This is a genomic window from Agrobacterium sp. 5Ca39 (assembly GCF_055382365.1).
This window is the reverse complement of the sequence record NZ_AP026437.1, coordinates 616,730-641,729: the sequence shown is the minus strand read 5'-3', so window position 1 is coordinate 641,729 and position 25,000 is coordinate 616,730. Positions and strand designations below refer to the sequence as shown.

The window sequence follows — 25,000 nt, the reverse complement described above, 5'->3', positions numbered from 1 at the left end:
CTGTCATGCGTGACCCATTCACTGCAGGTAACCGCCGGCCCCATGGACGGCGGGCAAGATGCTTGAACAAATCCTCCCCGGTTTCTCCCATCAAAGTCTGCAAAGCGGCAAAGACGATCGAAACACTGGCTGCGGTATAACGTCGCCTGCGACAAGATGACAATGCGCAAGCTGGGCAATTTCGATAAGCTATGCTTATATCACATCACACCCGACAAAACAAAGAAATCTCCCGATGGATATTCGTCAACTCACGATATTCGTGGAAGCGGCAAGGGCGAGGAACTTTCGTGCCGCCGCCCTGCAGCTCGGCATTGCCCAGCCCGCCGTCACCCAGCGCATTCGACAGCTGGAGGAAAATCTGGGCTTCAAGCTCTTTCACCGCATCAATCGCGGTGTGGAACTTACCCCGGCCGGTCAGTCCATGCTCATCGAGGCGGAAGAAATCCTTGCACGAACCAAAAGTGCGCTGGAAAGGGCGCAGCAGATCCGCCGCGGCCAGCTTGGCACGCTGCGCATCGGTTACGGCACCAGTGTCATGGCCGAGCGTAAACTACCCGCGCTCATTACCCGCTATGGTGACGAGCACCCAGACGTGACGCTTGAACTGTTGCCCGGCATGACAATGGAACAGCTGATCGAGCAGGTGACGACCCGCGAGACCGACGTTGCCTTCATCCGCGCGCCTCTTCCCACGCTGCCGCAGACCTTGCGAACCATGCCGTTCGACCGCTCGAGGCTTTGCGTCGCTTTGCCGGAACGTCACGTACTCGCCAAGCGCCCGCAGGTTTCCGTCAGCGATATCCTGCACGAAAAACTGCTGCTGCCGGTTGACGAGATTGGCCTCGGCCTCAGCAGCAGCGCGCTTTCGCTTTTCGAAGATGCCGGCTGCACGCCGCAAGTCGGCATGCGCATCGCCAACGTCAATACGATTCTCGCGCTCGTGGAGGCCGGTGCAGGCATTTCCATCCTGCCGGAAAGCACGGTGCTTTCCGCAAGGGGCACTGCCGCCGTGTCACTCGATAGCGCGGAGGCATGGTCCGACTGCGTACTGCTCGTCAGGCGCGGCGCGCTTGCCCTGCATGTCGAAGCCTTCGTGAATATGGCCCGCCGAGCCTACAGACTGAGCCTTTGACAAGCAGGACGCGGAATTAATCGATTGAATCGGCCGCAAATTTCATCCCGCTTAAATTTGCTGCACTGAACAACATTCAAGGCTTGGCAGGCGCGCGAAAAATACAATAACAACAGCGGATATTTTTACATTGTTATAGACACGAAAGCACACACAGCCCATGTCCGACACGACCAAGCCCGCCAGCACAAGAACATCGGTTACGGATCAGGAAGCCCTGGATTTCCACGCGGAAGGCAGGCCGGGCAAGCTGGAAATCACCCCGACGAAGCCGATGGCAACACAGCGGGATCTGTCGCTCGCCTATTCGCCCGGCGTGGCGGTGCCGGTGAAAGCCATCGCCGAAAATCCGGCGACCGCTTACGATTATACGACACGCGGCAACATGGTGGCCGTCATCTCCAACGGCACCGCGATCCTCGGGCTGGGCAATCTCGGCGCGCTGGCCTCGAAGCCGGTCATGGAAGGCAAGTCGGTCCTCTTCAAGCGTTTCGCCGATGTCGATTCCATCGATCTCGAGGTCGATACCGAAGACGCCGATGAGTTCATCAATTGCGTGCGTTACCTCGGCCCCTCCTTCGGCGGCATCAATCTGGAAGACATCAAGGCGCCGGAGTGTTTCATCATCGAAAGCCGCCTGCGCGAATTGATGGATATTCCCGTATTCCATGACGACCAGCACGGCACCGCCATTATTGCCGCCGCCGGCCTGATCAACGCCATCGAACTGACCGGACGTGACTTCAAGACCACCAAGCTCGTCTGCAACGGTGCGGGTGCGGCCGCAATCGCATGCATGGACCTCATCAAGGCCATGGGTTTCAACCCGGAAAACATCACGCTCTGTGATACCAAGGGCGTCATCTATCAGGGCCGAACCGAGGGCATGAACCAATGGAAATCCGCCCATGCGGTGAAAACCGACAATCGCACGCTGGCGGAAGCCATGAAGGGTGCTGACGTGGTGTTCGGCCTCTCACAGAAGGGCGCGTTCAGCGAAGAAATGATCCGCTCCATGGCGCCGAAGCCGATTATCTTTGCAATGGCCAATCCCGACCCGGAAATCACCCCGGAAGAAGTGTCCCGCATCCGCGATGACGCCATCATGGCGACGGGACGTTCCGACTATCCGAACCAGGTCAACAACGTCCTCGGCTTCCCCTATATCTTCCGCGGCGCGCTCGATGTGCGTGCCCGCCAGATCAACGATGCCATGAAGATAGCCGCCGCGCAGGCGCTGGCGGATCTGGCCCGCGAAGACGTGCCTGACGATGTGGCCGCGGCCTATCAGGGCAACCGCCCGCGTTTCGGACCGCAATATATCATTCCGGTCCCGTTCGATCCGCGCCTGATCTCCGCCATTCCTGTCGCCGTGGCAAAAGCCGCTATCGAAACCGGCGTCGCCCAGCGCGAAATTCCCGATCTCGACGCCTATGCCCGCGAGCTTTCGGCCCGTCGTGATCCGATGGCCTCGACCACGCAACGCCTTTACGAGCGTGTGCGTCGTTCGCCCAAGCGCGTGGTCTTTGCCGAAGCGGAAGAAGAACAGGTCATGCGCGCGGCGATTTCGTTTACCGCTCAAGGGCTTGGTACCGCCATCCTGCTCGGCCGTGACGATATCATCAAGGCCAATGCGGAGCGTGCCGGTATCGATCTCGACCGCGCCAATATCGAAATTACCAATGCCCGCCTCTCCAGCCGGGTCGATGCCTATATCGATTACCTCTATGCGCGGCTGCAGCGCGGCGGCTTCCTGCTGCGCGACGTGCAGCGCCTGATCCACAACGACCGCAACCACTTCGCCGCCTGCATGGTGGCGATGGGCGATGCGGACGCGGTGGTAACGGGCGTGACGCGCAATTATTCGACGGCGCTGGAAGATATCCGCCGTTGCATCAACACCAAGCCCGGCCATCGCGTCATTGGCGTATCCCTCGTTGTCTCGCGCAACCGCACCGTCTTCGTGGCCGACACGGCCGTGCACGACATGCCGAATGCCGAGGACCTTGCCGATATCGCGGAGGAGGCAGCCGGCCTCGCCCGCCGTTTCGGTTACGAGCCGCGCGTTGCCATGCTCGCTTATTCCACCTTCGGCCAGCCGGTCGGCGAACGCTCCGACAAGGTGCGCGAGGCGGTGAAAATTCTCGACAAGCGCAACGTCAATTTCGAGGTCGATGGCGAAATGTCGGCGGATGTGGCGCTGAACCATCACCGCATGCAGAGCCAGTATCCCTTCGCGCGCCTTTCCGGCCCCGCCAACGTGCTGGTCATGCCCGCCATCCATTCTGCCTCCATCTCCACCAAGATGCTGCAGGAATTGGGCGGTGCGACCGTCATCGGCCCTCTTCTCGTCGGCCTCGACAAGTCGGTGCAGATAACCTCGATGGGGGCCAAGGACAGCGATATCGTCAACATGGCAGCAATCGCGGCCTATAATGCCGGACGATAATTGAAACGCAGTGCGGCTTGCTTCTCGCCTCTTGGTTGAAACAAGCCGCACACCGCTAAAACCTAAAGAACAAGATTCTACGATTTTAAATTATTGGGATATTTTTTCTGTCCGGCAACATTATTGGAACTCGTTTCTATTCATAGTATTTTTTGCGCAATGCCAATTCTCGCTCTCTGCAAGTCCGTCATGTAGGTTCCAGCCACAAGCAAAAGGAAATACCCATGGCCTTCTCCCTCCCCAAGTTTGCCGCGAAACTCATCGCCGGGACCGTTGTCATCGCCTCGTTGGCAACCACCGCCCACGCGGATGCAACGCTTGACCGCATCAAGGGTCGCGGCAAGCTCACCGTCGGCGTCATTCTTTCCGGCGCTCCTTTCGGCTTTATCGATCCAAAAACGCAGGAGCAGAAGGGCCTCAACATCGACGTCGCGAAGGCGCTCGCCGCAGGTCTCGGCGTTGAACTGGTGACTGAGACCGTGACCCCGCCAAACCGCGTGCAGTTCCTGCAGCAGGGGAAGGTCGATATTCTTATCGCCAACATGCAGTACACCGAAGAACGTGCGAAAACGCTCGACTACGTGCCCACTCCCTATGACCGTCAGGGCGGCGCCGCCATCGGTCGAAAAGACTCTGGCATCAAGGACTGGTCCGACCTGAAAGGCAAGATCGCCTGCGTGTCTCAGGGTTCCAACTACACTCAGCCGCTGATCGAGCAATATGGCGCGCAGGTAAAGGCGCTGCCGAGCCAGCCGGAATCGCTGCTGGCGCTGAAGGGTGGCAATTGCGATGTGTCCGTTCACGTCAACGGCACGCTGAGCCTGATGCTTCAGGACCGCGCTGATGAGTGGAAGGATTACGGCATCCTCATCCCCACAGATCTCATACCGTCGGATTCCGTGATCTGGCTGCGCAAGGGTGAAAGCGACACGCAGGCGGCTCTCGACAAGATCGTCAAGGAATTGCACGCTTCCGGCAAGATGCTGGAATTCGCCAAGGCAAACCGTCTGCCGAGCATCGGCTATATGGAAGAACAGCAGAAGAAGCTGTCCGCCGCGCAGTAAAGGTCAGGCGCAGGGCTTTCCTGTCGTCCCCCGTCACGCCGCAACGTGGTGAGGACGATGGCATAGAGATGGTTCCCATGATCATCAGGAACGGCCGGTTCACCTGCCGTTCTTTTCTGCTTTATAATGGCAGGCCATTCTGGCGCCGCCCGCGTGGCGGCACCCGCAATAACAGCATGGATTTCCAATGCAGGATTCATTTACAGCGCGCTTCATAGAACTGGCCGCGCATCTTGGCCTCAACTATGATTTTCTGAACAGCGGCTATGAGGTTCAGATCTGGCTCGACGGCATGAAGATGACGCTGATCCTCGTTGCCGTCACCTTGCCGCTCAGCCTCGTCTTCGGCTTCATTTTCGCCGCAATGCTCACGTCCGGGAAGACCTGGCTCGCCGGTCCCGTGCGCGCCTATGTGGAACTGACGCGCAACACGCCGACGCTGGTACAGCTGATGTGCGGTTTCCTCGTGCTCAACATGCTGATTTCCAATGCGCTGGGTGGCGCGCAGAACAATCCGCTGACACCGTTTTTCTGGGTCGTTGCGGTCACGGGGCTGCACATTGCCGCCTTCCATGCTGAAGCGCTGCGCGGCGGCATCGAGGCGGTGCCCGGCACCACAATCGAGGCAGCGCGTGCAATCGGTTTCAGTTCCTTCGAGATTCTGCGTTATGTGGAGTTTCCACTGGCGATCCGCACAGCGCTGCCCTCCATCATCAACAATCTCGTCAATCTGGTAAAGCTCACCACGGTCGGCTCTGCAATCGCCGTGGGTGAGATCACCTATGCCTCCATCCTGATCTGGACGCAGCGCGACAATGTGGTCGAGCTGATGATCGTTATCCTCGTTTTCTTCAGCGTCATCAATTTCATCGTCGCAAGGGCCGGTCTCTGGCTTGAACGGCGTCTTGCGGTTCCGGGGTTCGGTCAATGAGTGCGGTGGTTTCTCCAACACGGACGGTGAAGAAGCCGCCTTTCGGCACCATTCTGCTGCTGGGCGTCCTGGTGGCCGTCATCCTGTGGCGGGTCCTCGATCCGTCGCTCGGCCAGGTGCTGCTGGAATGGCTGCCCTATCTCGCCAAGGGTTTCGCCATGAATGTGCTGATAAGCATTCTGGCGATCGCCATCGGCACATTTATCGGCGTTCTTCTCGGCATCATGGAGCTTGCGCCCTACCGTCTGGTTCGCGCACCGGCACTGACCTATGTGCAGATTTTCCGCAATGCCCCGCATCTGGTGCTGATCTTTGCCGCGACTTACATCTTCCCCTTCGAGATCGTGGCCTTTGGCAACTACATTCCTTTTCCGGACTGGATCAAGGCGGTTGTGGGCCTTGCCATTCCCGCCAGCGCCCATATCGCCGAAATCACCCGCGGCGCCATCCAGTCCATTCCGACAGCGCAATGGGAAGCCGCTCAGGGGCTGGGCTTTTCGCGCAACCAGACCCTGCGCTGGATCATCCTGCCGCAATGCATAAAACGCTCCCTGCCGCCGTGGATGAACCTCTACGCATCGATCACCATGGGCACGGCGCTCGCCTCGCTGGTCGGCGTGCATGAGCTTCTCCACGCCGCGACGGACGCGAGCACCGCCGTGCAGCGCAACGATTTTACCGTGGTGGTCTATCTCACCGTTCTGATGGCGTTCTTCCTGTTCTGCTATCCCGTCTCCCGTTTCACGCAGCGCCTCGAGCGGCGCTTCGCTTCCCGCTGATTGGAACAAGCCATGCCCGCATCCATCGCCCAAAACGCCCAGCCGCTTGTTGAACTCGAAGCAATCCATCTTGCTTTTGGTGACAACCAGGTCCTGAAAGGCATTGATCTCACCGTCAACAAGGGGGACGCCGTCTCCATCATCGGCCCTTCCGGCTCCGGCAAATCCACCATCCTGCGCTGCATCAACGGCCTCCTCATTCCGCAATCGGGCAAGATCACCGTTGGCGGCACGCGAGTAGACCAGCTGAAGACCGAGGCCGAGCGCATCGCGCTGCGCAAGCGGATCGGCATCGTGTTCCAGCAGTTCAACCTCTTCCCGCATCTGACGGTGATGGAAAACATCACCATCGCGCCGATCAAAATACTTGGTACGCCAAAAACGGAAGCGGAGCGCCATGCCCGCGAATTGCTGGAAAAGGTCCGCCTGTCCCAGAAGGTCGACGCCTATCCCGGCCAGCTTTCCGGCGGCCAGCAGCAGCGCGTGGCGATCGCCCGCGCGCTCGCCATGCGGCCGGAGCTGGTGCTGTTCGATGAAGTCACCTCGGCACTCGATCCCGAAACGGTTGGGGAAGTGCTCGCCGTCATCCGCGACCTCGTCAACGAGGGCATGACGAGCATTCTCGTTACCCACGAAATGCGCTTTGCCGAAGAAATCAGCGACAAAATTGTCTTCACCGAAAACGGCCTGATCGTCGATCAGGGCACGCCGGAGCACATATTCTACAAGTCGACCAATCCGCGCATCAACGCCTTCGTCAAGGGTCTCGGCGGACAGGGCGCGCGCGTGAATGACGGCGAAGGGATCTGATGCCATGGTCGCGGAGGAAAAACTCACACTTCGTCTTGCCGGAGCCATTGCCGCTTCCGATCCGCTACACGATGATGAGGCGGTCACCATTGCCCGCACGGCACTGATCGATTTCTTTGCCTGCGTGCTGGGCGGCGCTGCCGACAGGAGCACGAAAATCCTGATCGACACCTTCACCTCAGGCACGCAAGGCGCAGCCGGCATCGTCGGCCACGATCTGCGTACGGATGCCTTCACCGCCGCCCTTATCAACGGCCATGCCGGTCACGTGCTTGATTACGACGATGTCCATGGCAGTGTGCGCGGCCACCCCACCGTCGCCATTGTTCCAGCCCTGCTGGCTGTTGCGGTCGAGGAAGGCTCGACGGCCGATGCATTCATCGCCGCCTATATCGTCGGGCTGGAAACCATGGCCCGCATTGGCCTGTCGCTCGGCACCAGACATTACGAAAATGGTTTCCACGCCACCGCCACACTTGGCCCCATGGGTGCCGCGGCGGCGATCGCCCATCTGCTGAAATTCGATCCGCAGACAACGGCCGTGGCGCTCGGCCTCGCCGCCACGCAATCGGCCGGGCTTCGCCTGCAATTCGGTTATGACGCCAAGCCGCTCCATGCGGGGCTTGCCACGCGTGCCGGACTCACCGCAGCACGGCTGGCACGATCCGGCTTTCAGGGCGCGCCGGATTTTCTGGAAAATTCCATCGGCTTTTATTCGGCCTTCGCCTTCGGCGCCGAGCAGCCGAAGCGTGTTCTCTCCGGCTGGGGCGCACCCTGGCAGATCATCTCGCCGGGCCTGACCCTCAAGGCCTTCCCGTGTTGTACCGCGGCACACCCCGTCGCCGTGGGCGCGCTGGCGCTGCGCAGCACCCATGAGCTGCAGCCGGAAGAAATCGAGGCAGTCACCATCACCTTCCCGCCCGGAGGCGATGCCGCGCTTGTCGGCCCTGCCACGCCCGCAACCGGCATAGACGCGCGCTTCAGCCCCGAATATGTCTTCGCTGCGGCGCTGACGGATGGGTCACTGGGGATCGGCCATTTCGACGAACGCCCGGCACGCGCCGACCTGCTCGGCCTTTCCGCGAAAGTCTCGCGCCGGCATGACGAGACCGCTCGCCGCCTGTCGCCAGACCCAACCACCCGTTTCGTGGTGATAGATGTCACGAAGAAGGATGGTACGGTGCTATCGCGCCGCGTCGACGGGCTTCCCGGCATTGATGACCCGGCCGAAAAATTTGCCGACGCGACCGGCGGCAATGAAAAATTCGCCGGTATCCCGGCCTTGGTGCGGACCATGAAAACCGCAGCCGACCTCAGGAAGCTCGAAATGCTTCTGGTATCGCCAATATTACTCGACTGACATGAAGGCATGATTCCCATGACCACCACGACCCGCAAAAGACAGATGCATCTCGGCCTTTTCCTGCAGGGTGCCGGACACCACGTTTCCGGTTGGCGTCATCCCGATGCGGAGGCCGGCAGCGAAAACCTCGATCTGCTCACCCGCGTGACGAAAATGGCCGAAGCGGCGAAGTTCGACATGGTATTTCTCGCCGACGGGCTGACCAGCGGCGTCGACGCCCATCCTTCGATGATCGCACGTTTCGAGCCGTTGACCTTGCTTGCCGCGCTGGCAATGGTGACGGAGAAGATCGGGCTGGCCGCAACCGCCTCCACCACCTATGGCGAGCCCTATCACACCGCTCGCGCCTTCGCCTCTATAGACCATTTAAGCCATGGTCGAGCGGCCTGGAACATTGTCACCACCTCTTACGCACGGACGGCAGCGAATTTCTCCAAGGACCACCCCGAGCATGACGAGCGTTATGCGGTGGCGGAAGAATATGTGAACGTCGTTCGCGGCCTTTGGGACAGCTGGGATGACGACGCCTTCATCAAGGACAAGCAGGCGGGCCGCTACGTCGATCCCGAGAAAGTCCATGTTCTCAACCACGAAGGCAAATATTTCACCGTCAAGGGACCGCTCAACATTCCGCGCTCGCCGCAGGGCCATCCGGTTCTCATCCAGGCCGGTTCCTCCGGGCCGGGTCAGGATCTCGCCGCACGCACCGCCGATATCGTCTTCACCGCCCAACAGGCAATTTCCGAAGCGCAGGCTTTCTACACGAGCCTCAAGGCGCGCGTCGAAAAATTCGGCCGCGATCCCGCCAGCGTTGCCGTGATGCCCGGCTTCATGCCGATCATCGGCAGGAGTTTCGAGGAGGCGAGTGAAAAGCTGAAGGAACTGAACCGCTGGACGGACATCAAGAGCGCGATGCCGCTGCTCGAAGAGCGCATCGGCCACAGCCTGGCCGACTATGATCTCGACGGCCCGTTGCCCGAACTTCCCATCTCCGACCAGTTGCGCAGCCGCGCCGAGTTGCTGACCGAGCTGGCACGGCGCGAAAAGCTCACGATCCGAGAACTGGCGCTGCGCGTCGCGGCCGGCCGTGGCCACCATATCGTCATGGGAACGGCGAGCGATGTTGCCGACAGGATGCAGCAATGGTTCGAGAACGGCGCGGCCGATGGCTTCAACGTCATGCCGCCCTTCTTCCCCGGCGGGCTGGAGGAGTTTAATCGCGAGGTGGTACCGCTCTTGCAGGAACGCGGCCTGTTCCGCCGGGAATATGAGGGCTCCACATTGCGCGACCACCTCGGCATCACGCGCCCGGCCTTGCGGGGTTAACCGCGCGCAGATGCCCTATCAAGGGCATCCGTATCAATTGATGATCAGCAATAAGCGGGGGCCGGCGAAAGCCGGCTCCCTTCATGCTGCTGCGCGCCCGACCTCCTGATCGTGCCGAGCAGCAGTCGAAAAATCAGACCGTATTGAGGCACCATCCTCACGCTGAACCGTGCGGCGGTTCAGTTTGAACAGGCTGACAAGCTGGGCCAATGCATCCGCACCCTGCGCGAGCGTGGTGCTGATTACGGTGGTGCGTGCGCTCATGGCGGCATTTTCCTGCGTCATCCGGTCCAGCCGGTTGACCGCCTTGTTGATCTCACTGATGCCGACAGCCTGCTCGTCCGCTGCCTTGGCGATCATGTCAACGTTGCCGTCAATATGCCTGACCAGCGCGTCGATCTGCTTCAGCGCTTCGCCCGTTTCACCCACGAGCCTTACCCCTTCAAGGACCTCGCTGCCGGAATTGTTGATCAGCGCCTTGATTTCCTTGGCGGCACCAGCGGAACGCTGTGCAAGCTCGCGCACCTCCTGCGCCACCACGGCAAAGCCCTTGCCGGCTTCACCCGCGCGGGCGGCTTCCACGCCCGCATTCAGCGCCAGCAGGTTGGTCTGGAAGGCGATCTCATCGATAACACCAATGATCTGACTGATTTCCCGCGATGCTGTCTCGATGCGCTGCATGGCATTGACCGTGCGCTCAACGACCTCGGTCGAGGCCGCGGTGGATGTGCGTGCACTGTGAACCAGCTTGCGGGTCTCTTTCATGTTTTCCGTGGATGAACGAACCGTCGCCGTGATTTCCTCCAGTGCCGCAGAGGTTTCTTCCAGCGCTACGGCCTGTTCGCGCGAACGTTCCGCCAGATTGACGGAAGCCTCGCTGACTTCCTGGCTGCTGCGGGTCAGATCGCCCGTCTGGCCGAGAACATTTTCCAGCGTCTTCTGGAATTCCGCGATGGACTTGTTGAAATCGCGCCGCAGGCTCTCAAATTCACCCACGAAGGGTTTGTCCAGCGTGACACGGATGTTGCATTGGGAGAGCCGCTCAAGCGCCGCGCCAAGCTCCTCCACCGCATGCATGCGGTCCGTCACGTCGAAGGCAAACTTCGCCACCTTCAAGACACGGCCCTGCTCATCCAGTATCGGATTATAGGACGCCTGGATGAAAACGCGTTTGCCGTCCTTGCCGAGCCGCATGAACTGCCCGGCAGAGAAACGGCCGCTCCTCAGCTCCTGCCAGAAATCACGATATTCCTGGGACTGGGCATAAGCTGGCTCACAGAACATCGAATGATGCTTGCCTACAATTTCCTGCGCCGTGTAACCAAGCGCCGCGAGGAAATTCTCGTTGGCGCTGAGGATCTTCCCATCTGGTGTAAATTCGATCATGGCCTGCGCGCGGGAGAGAGCAGCCAGCTTGCCGTCATCTTCCATGCTCTTGCGCTTGATCACGGTGATATCGGTTGCAACCTTGACGATCTTGTAAGGTTTGCCGAAACGAAAGACGGGATTATAGGAAGCTTCGATCCAGATTTCGTCGCCGTTTTTTGCCCGGCGCCGATATTGACCCTGATCATATTCGCCGCGCGAGAGTTTCGCCCAGAACGCGTTGCATTCCGCATTGGCAGCCTCTTCGGGAGCGACAAACATGCTGTGGTGCCGTCCGATGATTTCGGACTGCTGATAACCCACCGCTTTGCAGAAATTATCGTTCGCCTTCAGAATTTTCCCGGTCAGATCGAATTCGATGATGGCCTGCGAACGGTTCAGGGCGTCAAGTACCGCAGATGCATCCAGACCGAGTTTGGAAAAGTGAGACATGCCTTTAAAACCCCCAAATTAACCGCTGTGCAGACCCACTGCCCCTCCGAATGAGAAGGGATGAACATGGATGGGCCTAACTGCACGCGAAACTAGCCAGACACTGTTAAATAGCGATTAATAATGACTCATAACTATCTAAGCCGCGACCTGGCCGATGGGCAAAACGCACTGATGTGCATGGCGGCCTCCCCCACCGCAGAACCGCTTATTTGCCACAGTGCTGATATTTCTATCGCCGCAGCGTGATGCGACCTTTCATACCCTCTGCATTCATTGTTATGGCGGGCTTGAGAGTTTTGTATTGCAGGAGCGCCGATGACCAAAACCCTGAAATGCGACGTGCTGGTGGTCGGCACCGGCATTATCGGTTCCATGGCAGCGCTTTATCTGCAGAATGCCGGGCGTGACGTCGTGCTTCTTGAGCGTGGCGACATCTCCCGCGGTGCGAGTTCCGGTAATGCCGGCATATTGGCCTTTCCGGAAATCATCCCCATTCCCGCGCCCGGTATCATGAAAAAAGCCCCGCGCTGGCTTTTTGATCCGCTCGGACCTCTCAGCGTGCCGCCGGCCTATGCACCGAAGATCGCCCCATGGCTTTGGCGTTTCTGGCGCGCCAGCGCCGAACGCAATTTCCGCCATGGGCTGAAATCACTCACGGAAATCAACCGGCTGGCGGCCATCGAAATGGCCCACATCGCTGCCATGCCCGAGCTCTCGCCCTTCATCTCAAAAACCGGCACGCTTGATATTTATGACAGCGAGGCGAGCCTCAACGCCGCCCGTAGGGATTGGGACGAAAAGGAAAAAGCCGGCTTCTCATTCCAGCGCGTTGACCGCAACGAAATCGAAGAGCTGCAGCCGGGCCTGGCGCCGCAGTTCCGCCATGCGGTGTTTTCGGCGGATGGCCTGCAGGTCTCCGATCCCTATGATTTCACCCGCGCCATATTTGATCTTGTGATCTCACGAGGAGCCAGCCTCCGCAAAGGCGAAGCTCAGCGTATCGACGCAGTGGGCGAAAGTACGATCGTCACGCTGGAGAACGGCGACAAGATCGACGCCGACAAAGTGGTGATCGCCTGTGGAGCATGGTCCAAAAAACTTGCGGCGACGCTTGGCAACATCGTGCCGCTGGAAACGGAACGAGGATACAACACGACCCTGCCTGTCGGTGCTTTCAACCTGACACGCCAGCTTTATTTCAACGACCACGGCTTCGTCGTGACCCCCTTGTCGACTGGCATCCGCGTCGGCGGCGCCGTCGAACTCGGCGGACTGGAACTGAAGCCGAACTTCCGCCGCGCGGAAGCCATGTTGAAAAAAGCGGAACGTTTCCTTCCCGGCCTTAAACTGGAAGGCGGACGGCAATGGATGGGGTTCCGCCCCTCCATGCCGGACTGTCTTCCCGTCATTGGCACCGCGCGGACGACACCCTCCGTTATCTACGCCTTCGGCCACGGTCATCTGGGGTTGACCCAGTCGGCAGCCACAGCCCGGCTGGTGACGCAGATGGCAAACGGCGAGGAAACGTCGATCTCGGTCGATCCCTTCCGCCCGGGACGTTTTTCCTGAAATGGGGTAGCACTGGCAACGCCAGGGCCCGGCCTCGCCAGCAATACGGGTTATTTCACCGTCTGCGTGGAATCGTCAGGGAATTCCACTGTCGCGAAGGACGGGTAGACCTTTCGCAGGATGGTCACCTGCTGCTGATCGCTCACCCGGAGCAAATACCAGTCCGAACCGTCGATCAGCGCCAGCGTGTGGGACTTCGCCTCTATGGTCTGACCGCCGGTTTCCATCACGGTTTTTGTCGGAATGAGCGCATAGGGCGTGCCATCCGGCGTCTCAGCCAGGCTGATCGCCCGCGCGTCCATGGTGAATTCGGTTATCTTGACCGCCGCGAGCGCCATCTGCATCTGCGCCGTCAAGGCACTCCGCAACTGCTCCACGGTGACACCCGCATCACTGGCGATGAACTCGAAGATTTTCGGCGGCACAGTCTTGCCGACCGTTTCGAAATCCTGCGCATTCAGGGCGATGCTGAAACGCTCGATCTGGGCACGCAGCCTCTCCTGCTCGGCAGGAGAGAGATCACGCGCGGAGACGGGACATGCAACCGCAATCAACAGAAACAGACAGGATAAAAGGCGTTTCATGCCCGGCCTTCCCGGTTGTCCGGCAGAACCCTTACCCGTAAGGGCAACAGCCCGCAAACGGTTCGATCAGCGCAGCAGAACGAACCCGGCCGCCGACAGAACGAGAAAGACAACGAGACCGCCAAGGAAGCCCGCGGATGTGAAAAAACCGGCAACCATGGCCAGCATCAGCACGCACAGCATCATCGTGCCGTATTTGGTCAAGGCCAGAAAACCGTTATAGGTCTTTTCGTGTTCGGCGTAGTTCATTTCAGCGCCAAGTTCGACCGGACCTGTATGGTGTTCGCTCATTCCACTTCCCCTTTGCTCCATCCGTCATTCCCGTCCTGCGGGGAAATCTGCCCCGCGGACGATCACGGGCCATGCCGGATTCTCCGGTGCCAGAGGTAACATAAAGTGATCGAAAAGCGCAATGCGTTCCGCACGAAAGTGTCACGCCGCCATCCGTCGGACCGGCTCTCAAGGACAATACTTGCCTTCCGGCAACATTCTTTCGTTAATAGTTGAAAAGGGCCACCGTTCTTGCTCTTTGCGTGCGGTTTCGGTTGCTTTTCGAACCGCCTGCCCATACACGGATTCTGTGGGGAGGAACTCCGGAACCGATGGGTGCGGACGCGCGTGGAGGCGCGGCCGTTGCAGGGATATCGGGCTTTGCTCTCCGCCATAAACCCGCAAAGGGCCCGGCAAGGGAAGAGGGGAAAGTCATGAAATCGCTTTTAAAAATAAGTGCGTTGATAGATTCTGCGAGCGAGGCACTGGGCAAGGTCGCCGGTTATCTCGTGCTCATCTGCTGCCTCGTCAGCGCCGGTAACGCGATGGTCCGTTACGCCTTGAACTACAGCTCCAACGGCTGGCTCGAAATCCAGTGGTACATGTTCGCCTTCATCGTGCTGATCGGCGCTTCCTATACGCTGCGCATGAACGAGCATGTTCGGGTCGACATCATCTATGGTGCGATTTCACCGCGCAGCCGCATCTGGGTGGATATTGTCGGCATTGTGCTGTTCCTGCTGCCCGGCTGCCTTTATCTAGCCTGGCTGTCCTGGCCCATGTTCACGCTGTCCTGGAATCAGGGCGAAATGTCTTCCAATGCCGGCGGCCTGATCCGCTGGCCCGTGAAACTAATCATCTTCGCCGGTTTCGCCCTTCTGGTTCTTCAGGGGTTTTCCGAACTCATCAAGCGCATAGGCGCCCTCAACGGGCTTTATGCGCTCGATACGAAGTACGAAAAACCCCTGCAATGATCGCGCCGATCTGAACCTTCAGGATATTCCCATGTTTGAATACGGTATTCTTCCGCCACTGATGTTCATCGGCATGATTATCTTCATGCTTTACGGATTTCCGGTGGCTTTCTCGCTTGCCACCGTCGGCCTCGTTTTTGGCGTCATCGGCATCTTCACCGAGCATTTTTCACCGGCTTTTCTTCAGGCCCTGCCCCTGCGCATCTTCGGCATCGTTTCGAACGACCTTCTGCTGGCTATTCCCTTCTTCACCTTCATGGGCGCTATTCTGGAGCGTTGTGGCCTTGCGGAAGACCTGCTCGAAGGAACGGGGAAGCTTTTCGGTGCTATCCCGGGCGGACTTGCCTATGCCGTCATCATTGTCGGCGCGATCCTGGGCGCGATCACCGGCACGGTTGCGGCCTCGGTCATCACCATGGGCGTCATCTCGCTGCCCATCATGCTGAAATACGGCTATAATCCGCGACTTGCCACCGGCGTCATCGCCGCCTCGGGCACGATCACACAGGTCATTCCGCCCTCGCTGGTGCTGATCGTCCTTGCCGACCAGCTCGGTAAATCCGTGGGCGACATGTATCTCGGCGCGATCGGTCCGTCGATCCTGCAGGTGGCGATCTTCATGCTCTTCATCCTGCTGATGTCGATCGTGCGGCCGAAGGATCTTCCGGCTTTGCCGCCGGAGGCACGCGGTGAGCTTAACCGGGCGCTGGTGTTGCGTGTGCTGGCGGGCATGATCCCCTCCATCGTGCTCATCTTCCTCGTGCTCGGCACCATCTTTCTCGGCCTCGCAACACCGACGGAAGCCGGAGCGCTCGGCGTTGTCGGCGCGATGGCGCTGGCGGCGGCACATCGGCGGCTCAGCTGGGACCTCGTCAAGCAGGGAATGCATTCCACCATGCACATCACGTCGATGGTGGTGTTCATCCTGGTCGGCGCGACCTGCTTTTCGCTCGTTTTCCAAGGCATGGATGGTTCGCTTTGGATCGAGCACATGTTGTCGGGCATTCCGGGCGGTCCTATCGGCTTCCTGATCTTCGTCAACATCTTCATCTTCTTCCTCGCCTTCTTCCTCGATTTCTTCGAGATCGCCTTCATCGTCATTCCAATGCTGGCGCCGATAGCCCAGTCGCTCGGCATTGACCTCATCTGGTTCGGCGTGCTGATCTGCATCAACATGCAGACAAGCTTCATGCACCCGCCTTTCGGATTTGCATTGTTCTACCTGCGTTCCATCGCGCCGCGCACCGTCAAGACATCGGATATCTACATGGGCGCCATTCCCTGGCTCGGCATGCAGCTCATCCTCGTCGCCATCGTGATATTCTGGCCGGAATCCGTCACCTACTGGATAGACAAGGCTCCCGACGTCGATCTGAACTCCATCAAGATCGAGGTGCCCGCCTTCGGTAATCAGGGTGGCAACACCATGCCCAATTTCGGCTTGCCAGGAGGCCAGCCAGGAGGAATGCCGGGCATGCCAAATCTGGGCGAGCCGCCGAAGATGGGGCCTTGACAGGCATCCTGTAAGGGCGCGGAAACGCCTGTGATTGCGAAGACGGGGTACGCCCCCGCCTTCCGTTCATTCTCTTTAGAAACGGACCCCGGCAGTCACTATACTGCCTGTCCGGTTCTTCTTGATGACGAATGCAACGCTCAGCGTTTTCCACATCGCGTCACGTCCACAATTGAGACCAATGGCCGGGGCTGGGGGCGCCGATCTCAGCCGGCACTCCGGCTGGTCGCCCATCCTGCGATTGTGCTCTGAAGGACCCGATCATAATCCATCCATTGTTGTCGAATGCATGAGGGTACGCGCACAACAAAAACCCCGGAGACCGAAATCTCCGAGGCCTTTGCCCGGTCCGCCGCCGTTACTGAATAATCAGAGCTTGCCGTTACGCTGCTGGATCATCATGAAAGTATCGAAGGTGTATTCCGCCAGCTGCATCCACAGATAGCCTTCGCGCTTGAAGGCGACCTGGTCCTCGTAAATCTTCTTGAAGTCCGGATTGGAAGCCGAAATATTGGCGTATACCTCAAGGGCCGCCTTATAGCACGCTTCCAGAATTTCCTGGCTGAAGGGTCTGAGTACCGCGCCTTCAGAAACGAGCTGCTTGATGGCAATCGGGTTTTTGGCGTCGTATTTCGCCATCATGCTGGTATTGGCGAAGGCGCAGGCGTCCTGCAGCGCCGTCTGGTAGTTCTTGGGCAGGCTGTTCCACTTGTCCAGATTGACAAAGGAGTGAATGACCGGGCCGCCTTCCCAGAAGGCCGGATAATAATAGTATTTTGCGACTTTCTGAAAACCGAGCTTGTGGTCGTCATAAGGGCCGACCCACTCGGCGGCGTCGATGGTGCCCTTTTCCAGCGCCGGATAGATATCACCGCCGGCGATCTGCTGCGGCACGACACCAAGCTTTTCAACCACTTTGCCGGCAAGGCCGGCAATGCGCATCTTGACGCCTTTGAAATCGTCAACCGTGTTGATCTCCTTACGGAACCAGCCTCCCATCTGCGCGCCGGTATTGCCCGAAATCATGCCGTAGAGGTTATGTTTGGCGTAGAATTCATTGAGCAGTTTGTTGCCGTTGCCTTCATAGAACCACGAATTGGTCAGGCGGGCATTCAGGCCAAAGGGTATCGCCGTCCCGATCGCGAAGGTCGGATCCTTGCCGACATAATAATAGGAGCAGGTATGGCACATTTCCACAGTGCCTGACGATACGGCATCGGCCGCCTGCAATCCGGGAACGATTTCCCCGGCGGCAAAGGGCTGGATGGTAAAATTGCCATCGGTGGCGGCAGCGACGTGCTTCGCAATATCCTCGGCACCGCCATAGATCGTATCAAGCGATTTCGGAAATGACGACGTCAGGCGCCAGTTGATCTTGGTATTCTGCTGCGCAATGGCGGGCGCGGCAAGGGCTGCAGTGGCAGCTCCCGCGAGCGCACCTTTTTTCATAAAGGAACGGCGATCCATCTATATCCTCCCAGATATGAACGCTGCCTGCAGCTTTGAATTCCCCTCGTTGCTGTTCAGGCATTGTAGCGAAGTAAGCACGGTTATCGCCCGACTGACAAGCTCCCGCACCAAGAATTAATCGCGGAAAAACGCCGTGTTTCCGGGAATTTTCTTCGCATTTTATATTCAACTGAAATATCTTGGCATCGCCTTATACTTTAGGCGCATGCCGGATCGGCAGGAGGCAAAGGCATGCTTGACTTGGTTCGCCGGCGGTCGCACATAATTCGAGGATTCGTTCCGGAGCCGCCATGCCAAAACCCATCATCGCCGTCCCCGCCGACATAAGGCATTTTACCGGAGCCGACTGGCACGCCGCGCAGAACCAGTATGTTTCCGCCGCCCTGAAAGTGGCTGGTGTCATGTCCTTCATCGTGCCGGCCTTTGAGGACGGAAACGACGTGGACGCCATTCTCGACCGGGTGGATGGCCTGCTCGTCTCCGGCTCCGCCACCAATGTGCACCCTTCCCTCTACGGAAAGGAGGCGCGGGAGAGCGACGGTCCGTTCGACCAGGCCCGCGATGCCACCAGCCTGCCGCTCATTCGCCGTGCGATCGAGCGTGGCATTCCGATGCTGGCCATCTGCCGAGGAATACAGGAACTGAATGTGGCGCTGGGCGGAACGCTGGCGTCCGAAATTCAGGAGCAGCCGGGCATATGGGACCACCGCAAGCCAGAACATGACGACCGCGACGTCGCCTTTGCCATCCGCCAGCCAGTGCATGTGCGCGAAGGCTCCTGCATTGCACAGCATCTCGGCATGTCGGGCGAAATCCAGATCAACTCGCTACACAGGCAGGCCATTGCCGAAACCGCGCCGCGCCTGCAGGTGGAGGCGACGGCCGCCGATGGCACAATAGAGGCGGTGTCTGTCATTGACGCAAAAGGATTTGCTGTCGGGGTGCAATGGCATCCGGAATACTGGGCCGAAACGGACGCGCCCTCCCGCGCCCTGTTCGAGGCCTTCGGTAAAGCCGTCCAGGACTATCGAAACAGCAAAGCATGAGCCGCTGCTGATCCCCTCGCCGCATGAGGACACAAAAAAGGGGCAAGCCTGAAGGCCTGCCGCAAGGTCTGGGAGGAGGATTTAACGCTTGGCGCGCTTCTTCTGCCGGTAGACGTCAGCGACGACGGCCGCCACGATGATGAGACCTTTGACGATCTCCTGATAGTAGGCGTCCACTCGGAGGAAGGTGAAGCCCGATGTCATGACGCCGAGAATGATCGTACCGATTACCGTTCCGGTGATGCGGCCGGCGCCGCCGGATAGCGAGGTGCCGCCGATGACGGCCGCGGCGATGGCGTCAAGCTCATACATCACGCCCATGCCGGCCTGCGCGGTCTGAGCGCGGGCGGCGGTGACAACACCGGCGAGACCGGCGAGCATTCCGGCAATGGCATAGACCTTGATCAGATGTGCCTCGATATTGATACCGGATACACGTGCGGCCTGCTCATTGGCACCGATTGCATATGTGAACTTGCCATAGCGGGTGTAACGCAGCGCGACGTGGAAAATGATTGCCACGAGCAGGAACACCACGACTGGCCAGATGCCTGTGCCAATGAAATTGAAACCGTCGGTCAGGCCGGAGATCGGCTGACCCTTCGTATACCATTTGGAAATGCCGCGCGCGGTCACCATCATGCCCAGAGTGGCAATGAAGGGCGGGATTTTCGTGCGGGCGATGAGCTGCCCATTGATGAAACCGGCCAACATGCCGGCGAGAATGCCGACAGCAAGCGGGATGATGAATGGCAGGTCGGTGAGCCCGGGATAAAGTGCCCGCGGCCAGGTTGAGGACTGCGCCATGCTAGCGGACAACATCGCCGTGAGGCCGACGACCGACCCGGAGGACAGATCGATGCCGCCGGTAATGATGACCTGCGTCACACCTACCGCTATGATGCCGATCACGGAGACCTGCAGGATCATGATGGTCAGTCGCTGCTGGTTCATCAGGAAGCTCTGGCCGATGAATATCCAGCCGAGAATCTCGTAAATCAGCGCTATGCCGATCAGAATGAAGAAAATATTGGCTTCCGGCGGTATGCGCCGGTGCGGTTTGCGTCCGGATTTGGCATCCAGCTCCGGAGTGGCGGCGGCGTTGCTATTCATATCTGTTCCTCCTCGAGAAATCCCGGCGCGCCTCACCGCGATGCGAGATCCATCACCTTAACCTGCGTGGCTTCACTTCTATCAAGGAAGCCGGTCACCCGACCTTCATGCATGACCATGATGCGGTCGCTCATTCCCAGAACCTCCGGCATTTCGGAGGAAATCATGATGACGGCGACGCCCTGGCGCGCCATCTCACAAACGAGCTTGTGAATTTCTGCCTTGGCGCCCACATCGATGCCGCGCGTCGGCTCATCGAGGATCAGAATGCGCGGCTTGGTCAGCATCCAACGACCGATCAACACTTTCTGCTGGTTGCCGCCCGAAAGATTTTCGATGCGCTCGTAAAGATGCGGAGTTTTCACCCTCAGCTTGCGGCACATTTCCTCGCAGGCGTCCGACAACGCGTTTTCCTGCACGAAACCATTGGCGACATATTTGTCCTGCAGAACGGCGATCTGCATATTTTCCAGAATATTCAGGATCAGCAGACATCCCGTGTCCTTGCGATCCTCGGTCAGAAACGCCATGCGATGACGAATGGCTTCCGTCGGGCTGGTGACTGAAACGGGTTTGCCATCGATGCTGATCGTCCCGGAAGACGCGGGCGTCACACCGAAGACTGTCTCTGCAACATTGGAACGACCGGAACCGACCAGGCCCGCGACGCCGAGAATTTCACCGGCGCGAACGTCGAAGGAAATATCGTGGAACACGCCATCAAGCGTCAGGTTTTTGACCGACAGGACAACGTCGCCGATAGGAACCTCTTCCTTCGGGAACATCTGCGTGATCTCGCGGCCCACCATCATACGGATGATGTCGTCGCGCGTTACATCGGTAGAGGCATGCGTGCCGATATATTTCCCGTCTCGGAAAACAGAGAACTCGTCGGCGATTTCGAACAGCTCGTTCATCTTGTGGGTGATGTAGACGATGCCGATACCGCGTTCCCTGAGATCGCGAATGATGCGGAAGAGATGCTCCACCTCGCGCTCCGTCAGCGCGGATGTCGGCTCGTCCATGATGAGAACGTCGGAATCGTAGGAAACCGCCTTGGCAATCTCGACCATCTGACGGCTGGCGACGGAAAGCTCACCGACCCTTGTTTCCGGATCGAGATCGATACCGAGGCGATCCAGCAGGGCTTCGGTACGGCGGTACATCTCGCCATGGTCGATAAGGCCCAGCCGGTTCTTGGGTTCCCGTCTGATCCAGATATTTTCCGCGACCGTCATGTAAGCCATCAGGTTCAATTCCTGATGGATCATGGCAATGCCGTTTTCCAACGCATCAAGCGGGGAATCGAGACGAATGTCGGCGCCTTTCAGGCGAATTTCGCCGCTGTCTGGCTGGTAGATGCCAGCCAGAATCTTCATCAGCGTCGATTTTCCAGCGCCGTTCTCGCCCATCAGCGCGTGCACGGTGCCGCGCTTTAGCTTGAACTGCACATCATCGAGCGCCACCACGCCGGGAAATTCCTTGCGTATGCCTTCGACGGCGAGAAGGTATTCCGCATTCGGCACGGCGCCGCTGGCGCGCACGGCGGCCATTGTCGATGGACTGACGACCATCTCATCCTCCACAATAGACAAAATTGACCGGAAACAGGCTTCGCCCAATGGCGCACCTTGCCTCCGGGGAGGCTTACAGCGCCATGTCGACCACAACATGCAGGGCGCTGCAACACTTTGAATTCACTGGAATTCAATCACGATCCCCTCATGCGCCGAAGCTTGTTCGGCGCCGTCGGGAACCGGCATCTGCCTCCAATATCAATCTGAACGGCGCAGATGCCGGAAGGCGGCCACTAGTTCTTGGCCACGTAGTCCTTGACGTTTTCAGGCGTGACGAGCTGGAAGGGGATGTAAACCTTCTTCTCGACCTTCTCGCCCTTGACGAGCTTCAGCGCGGCATCAAGTGCGCCCTTGCCCTGGCCTGCTGCATCCTGGAAGACCGTGGCGTCGAGATCGCCCGCCTGCATGGCGGCGAGAGCATCCTGCGTGGCGTCCACACCGGCGACGACATAATCCTTCATGTCCTTGCCAGCAGCCTTCAGAGACTGAATGGCGCCGATCGCCATTTCGTCGTTATTGGCGATGACGGCGTTGAACTCGATGCCGCTCGACAGCCAGTTGGTCACGAGGTCGGAACCTTGCGTGCGCTGCCAGTTGGCGGTCTGCTCTTCAACCACGGAAATGCCTTTGCATTCGTCGGTTTTCAAGACATCCTTCGCAGACTGCGTGCGCATGCGCGCCGCCTGGTTCGAGAGCTCGCCCATCATGATGACGGCATTGCCCTTGCCACCGAGGAGGCGGCAAACCTCTTTCGCCTCAAGCGTACCAGCCACCGTTTCGTCGGAGGCGACAAACGCCTGTCCGTCCGGCAGGCTGTCGACGTTCACCGGCTGGCGGTTGACGTAAACGAGCGGAATCTTGGCGTCGGCTGCGAGCTTGGACATGGCCGCTGTCGCATCCGTGTCCACAGGGTTGACGATGATTGCGTCGACCTTGGAAGCGATGAAGTTCTGGATCTGGCTCTGCTGCTTGGCGACGTCGTTCTGCGCATCCTCGACCTGCAGGGTGACGCCCTTCAGCTCCTTGGAATAATCCTGCATGCCATTGCGCAGCACGGTCAGGAAGTTGTCGTCAAACAGCGCCATCGAGACACCTACGGTCTCCGCATTGGCCGCCGTGCCGAGAAGCACAGACATAGCTGCGCCGATGATAAATTTCTTCATTGTTTTCTCCTCCGTGGCGTCCGGCGCCGCCTCTCCCAGCCGGAGGCGAACCCGAAAGCCCGCCGCAACCTCCTCACATCAGAAAACGGAATAATGAAACCGATTTTCTGTCTGTTCGATATATTTATTCCATTTTTGGTTCGAACGTCAATGTTTTCTTCGCAGCCCCGCAGCGGAGTGGTGCACAAGGCTGTGATGATGGGAAATTGCGGAGAAAGCGCCTTCCGGATCGCATAGCCGTGGAAGATGCAGAGGCTCGCTCGGCCTCGTTCCCAACCGGGAGGCCGGGTCCATAAGCCGTTGAAATTATGGTTTACGGCTCGAAATCGGGAGAACTCGGCCGGGATGGAAGATTTATTCCAAACCGGCATCCACCGGCTCTCCTTGGAGAAGGCCGGCCGCGCATCAGCTTTTCTTCCGCTCGAAACAGTCAGGGGATCTTCCGTGCCGCCTGTGGAAATATGGCGGCACGGGGACGGCGGCAAAAGGAGGTGCGTAGCGCCTTACCGGTGGGAACCCGGCATGACATCGGCGGGGATCGGGCAGACATATTTGCTGCCCTCCGTCTTTTCCCGCCATTCCTTCTTGGCGCTGGCGAGCAGTTGCGGCGATGTCATCAGTGAAAGACCTGTCGCTGCAAGCGTTTTGGCGGCATGCACCATGGCCTTGTGGGCGGCAGGAGTTTTGCCTTGTGCCACCACCTGCCAGGTATGCGGATTGGTCCCGATCGCCCAGGCGGGTGTCCAGCATTGTGCCGTCGGTGTCACCCAGCTGACGTCACCGACATCGGTGGAGCCGGCCCGAAAATGCGAATGCCCCTCGAAATCCCGCAGGCCGAGATGCAGGGGCGTCGAGCCGTCGATCTTACGGTTGGAAAAGACATCACCCTTTATCTGGTAGAGCCGGATGCTGCTTTTGATCGCCTCGTCAGTAAAAGTGTCCTGGATGCGTTTGGCAAAAGCGATATCCGCTTCGTCGAAAGCGACGGGGCCAAGCGCCACCATGTTTTCATGCATCGCCGTTTCCAGCGCGATGTTGGGCAGCAGATTGGTGGAGGCGGTATCAAAGACGATCTCCACCTCGGTCTCGGTCATCAGTGCCGCACCGCGCGCCACCTTGTCCACCCGCGCGGCGAGATCAAGCGCCTGACGCATTTCCGGGGCGCGGATCAGATAAAGGACTTCCGCCTTGGCCTGCACCACATTGGCCGCCTTGCCGCCAGTGTCAGTGATTGCATAATGTACCCGGCAATCCTGCGGCATGTGTTCGCGCAGGAAATTGACGCCGACATTCATGAGTTCGACGGCATCGAGCGCCGAGCGGCCGAGATGGGCTGCATTGGAAGCGTGGGCCGCAACGCCCTTGAAACGGTAAAAATATTCCAGCACGGCCAGATTATTGGTCGAGCGTACCCCGTTGAACGGTGCCGGGTGCCAGGTCAGCGCAGCATCAACATCGTCAAACAGGCCGGCACGCACCATGAAGGTCTTACCGGAACCGCCCTCCTCGCCGGGGCAGCCGTAATAACGGACGGTGCCGGGCATATTATTCGCCTTCAGATGCCGGGCGAGCGCAATAGCGGCCATCAATGAGCCGACGCCGAGCAGGTTATGGCCACAGCCGTGGCCGGTGGCGCCCTCCTCTCGCGGCTGCACCTTCGCCACATCAGCCACCTGGCTCATGCCAGCCAGCGCATCGAATTCACCGAGGAAGGCGATAACGGGCTTGCCCCTGCCAAATTCGCCGATGAAGGCGGTTTCCATGCCCGCCACACCGCGCCGAACCGCAAAGCCATTTTCCTCAAGCGCGGCGGCCAGAACGCCGGCAGATTGCCGTTCTTCAAATTTGAGTTCGGCAAAATCCCAGATGCTGTCGCTCAAAGTGGTGAAATCAGGCTTCATCGCCTCGATTTCGGCGGCAATCGACATCACGGCATCACGGTTCATGGCTTTTCCTCGCATTTCCGCCCTTTTCGGGCACGCGCAGGCGCTTCGGCAGAGGCACCGCCAAATTACCGCGCTTAATAATGGAAAGCCCGCGCCG

The 25,000-nt window shown here is 59.1% G+C and carries 20 protein-coding genes; 12 read left to right on the top strand and 8 right to left on the bottom strand.

Annotated elements, in window-relative coordinates; translation table 11 throughout:
* The first annotated feature begins 235 nt into the window (after positions 1 to 235).
* The 8 genes from ACZ47E_RS16710 to ACZ47E_RS16675 all read left to right on the top strand — a co-directional run bounded on the left by ACZ47E_RS16710 (position 236) and on the right by ACZ47E_RS16675 (position 9,857).
* Entirely contained in the window at positions 236 to 1,135 is a 900-nt protein-coding gene (locus ACZ47E_RS16710) for a LysR family transcriptional regulator (RefSeq protein WP_081093338.1), read from the top strand.
* A gap of 160 nt (positions 1,136 to 1,295) precedes the next feature.
* Positions 1,296 to 3,584, top strand: a complete 2,289-nt coding sequence (locus ACZ47E_RS16705) for an NADP-dependent malic enzyme (protein WP_034498268.1) — start codon at positions 1,296 to 1,298, stop codon at positions 3,582 to 3,584.
* A gap of 224 nt (positions 3,585 to 3,808) precedes the next feature.
* Entirely contained in the window at positions 3,809 to 4,648 is an 840-nt protein-coding gene (locus ACZ47E_RS16700) for a transporter substrate-binding domain-containing protein (protein ID WP_004438468.1), read from the top strand.
* A 187-nt stretch (positions 4,649 to 4,835) separates the two neighbouring features.
* A complete protein-coding gene (locus ACZ47E_RS16695; protein WP_035208545.1) occupies positions 4,836 to 5,579 on the top strand; it encodes an amino acid ABC transporter permease in 744 nt (247 codons plus the stop codon).
* Entirely contained in the window at positions 5,576 to 6,358 is a 783-nt protein-coding gene (locus tag ACZ47E_RS16690; protein WP_108081204.1) for an amino acid ABC transporter permease, read from the top strand. The genes ACZ47E_RS16695 and ACZ47E_RS16690 overlap by 4 nt, the downstream gene beginning before the upstream one ends.
* A 12-nt stretch (positions 6,359 to 6,370) precedes the next feature.
* Complete coding sequence (locus ACZ47E_RS16685) at positions 6,371 to 7,168, top strand: amino acid ABC transporter ATP-binding protein (protein WP_108081203.1); 798 nt, start codon at positions 6,371 to 6,373, stop codon at positions 7,166 to 7,168.
* A gap of 4 nt (positions 7,169 to 7,172) precedes the next feature.
* The gene (locus ACZ47E_RS16680; RefSeq protein ID WP_108081405.1) at positions 7,173 to 8,528 is read left to right on the top strand and encodes an MmgE/PrpD family protein; all 1,356 of its coding nucleotides are present in this window, start codon (positions 7,173 to 7,175) and stop codon (positions 8,526 to 8,528) included.
* Between the two features lie 9 nt (positions 8,529 to 8,537).
* The gene (locus tag ACZ47E_RS16675) at positions 8,538 to 9,857 is read left to right on the top strand and encodes an LLM class flavin-dependent oxidoreductase (protein WP_022563613.1); all 1,320 of its coding nucleotides are present in this window, start codon (positions 8,538 to 8,540) and stop codon (positions 9,855 to 9,857) included.
* Positions 9,858 to 9,938: 81 nt separating this feature from the next.
* Here the strand turns inward: ACZ47E_RS16675 and ACZ47E_RS16670 are convergent, their stop codons facing one another.
* On the bottom strand, positions 9,939 to 11,675 hold the full coding sequence (locus ACZ47E_RS16670) for a methyl-accepting chemotaxis protein (protein ID WP_464017061.1): 1,737 nt from the start codon (positions 11,673 to 11,675) through the stop codon (positions 9,939 to 9,941).
* Between the two features lie 318 nt (positions 11,676 to 11,993).
* Between ACZ47E_RS16670 and ACZ47E_RS16665 the strand changes: the two genes are divergently transcribed.
* Positions 11,994 to 13,247, top strand: coding sequence for an NAD(P)/FAD-dependent oxidoreductase (locus ACZ47E_RS16665; protein WP_108081201.1), 1,254 nt, complete (start codon positions 11,994 to 11,996; stop codon positions 13,245 to 13,247).
* Between the two features lie 50 nt (positions 13,248 to 13,297).
* Here the strand turns inward: ACZ47E_RS16665 and ACZ47E_RS16660 are convergent, their stop codons facing one another.
* Complete coding sequence (locus tag ACZ47E_RS16660; RefSeq protein WP_045534371.1) at positions 13,298 to 13,831, bottom strand: hypothetical protein; 534 nt, start codon at positions 13,829 to 13,831, stop codon at positions 13,298 to 13,300.
* 66 nt (positions 13,832 to 13,897) lie between these two features.
* Entirely contained in the window at positions 13,898 to 14,122 is a 225-nt protein-coding gene (locus ACZ47E_RS16655; protein WP_004438441.1) for an aa3-type cytochrome c oxidase subunit IV, read from the bottom strand.
* Positions 14,123 to 14,535: 413 nt separating this feature from the next.
* On the opposite strand from ACZ47E_RS16655, the gene ACZ47E_RS16650 reads away from it, so the two are divergent.
* Positions 14,536 to 15,075 carry a TRAP transporter small permease subunit gene (locus tag ACZ47E_RS16650; RefSeq protein WP_022563609.1) on the top strand — a complete coding sequence of 180 codons (540 nt, stop codon included), beginning with the start codon at positions 14,536 to 14,538 and terminating at the stop codon, positions 15,073 to 15,075.
* Between the two features lie 31 nt (positions 15,076 to 15,106).
* On the top strand, positions 15,107 to 16,588 hold the full coding sequence (locus ACZ47E_RS16645; protein WP_108081200.1) for a TRAP transporter large permease: 1,482 nt from the start codon (positions 15,107 to 15,109) through the stop codon (positions 16,586 to 16,588).
* A 369-nt stretch (positions 16,589 to 16,957) separates the two neighbouring features.
* Here the strand turns inward: ACZ47E_RS16645 and ACZ47E_RS16640 are convergent, their stop codons facing one another.
* Positions 16,958 to 18,055 carry a TRAP transporter substrate-binding protein gene (locus tag ACZ47E_RS16640; protein ID WP_003510333.1) on the bottom strand — a complete coding sequence of 366 codons (1,098 nt, stop codon included), beginning with the start codon at positions 18,053 to 18,055 and terminating at the stop codon, positions 16,958 to 16,960.
* Positions 18,056 to 18,348: 293 nt separating this feature from the next.
* Between ACZ47E_RS16640 and ACZ47E_RS16635 the strand changes: the two genes are divergently transcribed.
* Positions 18,349 to 19,104, top strand: a complete 756-nt coding sequence (locus ACZ47E_RS16635; RefSeq protein WP_045534367.1) for a gamma-glutamyl-gamma-aminobutyrate hydrolase family protein — start codon at positions 18,349 to 18,351, stop codon at positions 19,102 to 19,104.
* Positions 19,105 to 19,185: 81 nt separating this feature from the next.
* On the opposite strand, the gene ACZ47E_RS16630 is transcribed toward ACZ47E_RS16635, so the two are convergent.
* The 4 genes from ACZ47E_RS16630 to ACZ47E_RS16615 form a co-directional block, all read right to left on the bottom strand.
* Positions 19,186 to 20,217: an ABC transporter permease gene (locus ACZ47E_RS16630; protein WP_022563607.1), complete on the bottom strand. Its 1,032-nt coding sequence runs from the start codon at positions 20,215 to 20,217 to the stop codon at positions 19,186 to 19,188.
* Between the two features lie 32 nt (positions 20,218 to 20,249).
* Complete coding sequence (locus ACZ47E_RS16625; protein WP_004438421.1) at positions 20,250 to 21,791, bottom strand: sugar ABC transporter ATP-binding protein; 1,542 nt, start codon at positions 21,789 to 21,791, stop codon at positions 20,250 to 20,252.
* 236 nt (positions 21,792 to 22,027) lie between these two features.
* Positions 22,028 to 22,957 (bottom strand): sugar ABC transporter substrate-binding protein, encoded by a 930-nt coding sequence (locus ACZ47E_RS16620; protein ID WP_108081199.1) that lies wholly within the window; start codon positions 22,955 to 22,957, stop codon positions 22,028 to 22,030.
* A 503-nt stretch (positions 22,958 to 23,460) separates the two neighbouring features.
* Positions 23,461 to 24,903: a M20 family metallopeptidase gene (locus ACZ47E_RS16615; RefSeq protein WP_045534364.1), complete on the bottom strand. Its 1,443-nt coding sequence runs from the start codon at positions 24,901 to 24,903 to the stop codon at positions 23,461 to 23,463.
* Between the last annotated feature and the right edge of the window lie 97 nt (positions 24,904 to 25,000).

Coding starts and splice junctions, on each gene's coding strand:
- ACZ47E_RS16705 (WP_034498268.1), top strand. CDS start 1,296: ATGTCCGACACGACCAAGCCCGCCAGCACAAGAACATCGGTTACGGAT.
- ACZ47E_RS16700 (WP_004438468.1), top strand. CDS start 3,809: ATGGCCTTCTCCCTCCCCAAGTTTGCCGCGAAACTCATCGCCGGGACC.
- ACZ47E_RS16640 (WP_003510333.1), bottom strand. CDS start 18,055: ATGGATCGCCGTTCCTTTATGAAAAAAGGTGCGCTCGCGGGAGCTGCC.
- ACZ47E_RS16620 (WP_108081199.1), bottom strand. CDS start 22,957: ATGAAGAAATTTATCATCGGCGCAGCTATGTCTGTGCTTCTCGGCACG.
- ACZ47E_RS16675 (WP_022563613.1), top strand. CDS start 8,538: ATGATTCCCATGACCACCACGACCCGCAAAAGACAGATGCATCTCGGC.
- ACZ47E_RS16645 (WP_108081200.1), top strand. CDS start 15,107: ATGTTTGAATACGGTATTCTTCCGCCACTGATGTTCATCGGCATGATT.
- ACZ47E_RS16655 (WP_004438441.1), bottom strand. CDS start 14,122: ATGAGCGAACACCATACAGGTCCGGTCGAACTTGGCGCTGAAATGAAC.
- ACZ47E_RS16690 (WP_108081204.1), top strand. CDS start 5,576: ATGAGTGCGGTGGTTTCTCCAACACGGACGGTGAAGAAGCCGCCTTTC.
- ACZ47E_RS16615 (WP_045534364.1), bottom strand. CDS start 24,903: ATGAACCGTGATGCCGTGATGTCGATTGCCGCCGAAATCGAGGCGATG.
- ACZ47E_RS16625 (WP_004438421.1), bottom strand. CDS start 21,791: ATGGTCGTCAGTCCATCGACAATGGCCGCCGTGCGCGCCAGCGGCGCC.
- ACZ47E_RS16695 (WP_035208545.1), top strand. CDS start 4,836: ATGCAGGATTCATTTACAGCGCGCTTCATAGAACTGGCCGCGCATCTT.
- ACZ47E_RS16710 (WP_081093338.1), top strand. CDS start 236: ATGGATATTCGTCAACTCACGATATTCGTGGAAGCGGCAAGGGCGAGG.
- ACZ47E_RS16650 (WP_022563609.1), top strand. CDS start 14,536: ATGAAATCGCTTTTAAAAATAAGTGCGTTGATAGATTCTGCGAGCGAG.
- ACZ47E_RS16680 (WP_108081405.1), top strand. CDS start 7,173: ATGGTCGCGGAGGAAAAACTCACACTTCGTCTTGCCGGAGCCATTGCC.
- ACZ47E_RS16630 (WP_022563607.1), bottom strand. CDS start 20,217: ATGAATAGCAACGCCGCCGCCACTCCGGAGCTGGATGCCAAATCCGGA.
- ACZ47E_RS16660 (WP_045534371.1), bottom strand. CDS start 13,831: ATGAAACGCCTTTTATCCTGTCTGTTTCTGTTGATTGCGGTTGCATGT.
- ACZ47E_RS16635 (WP_045534367.1), top strand. CDS start 18,349: ATGCCAAAACCCATCATCGCCGTCCCCGCCGACATAAGGCATTTTACC.
- ACZ47E_RS16685 (WP_108081203.1), top strand. CDS start 6,371: ATGCCCGCATCCATCGCCCAAAACGCCCAGCCGCTTGTTGAACTCGAA.
- ACZ47E_RS16670 (WP_464017061.1), bottom strand. CDS start 11,675: ATGTCTCACTTTTCCAAACTCGGTCTGGATGCATCTGCGGTACTTGAC.
- ACZ47E_RS16665 (WP_108081201.1), top strand. CDS start 11,994: ATGACCAAAACCCTGAAATGCGACGTGCTGGTGGTCGGCACCGGCATT.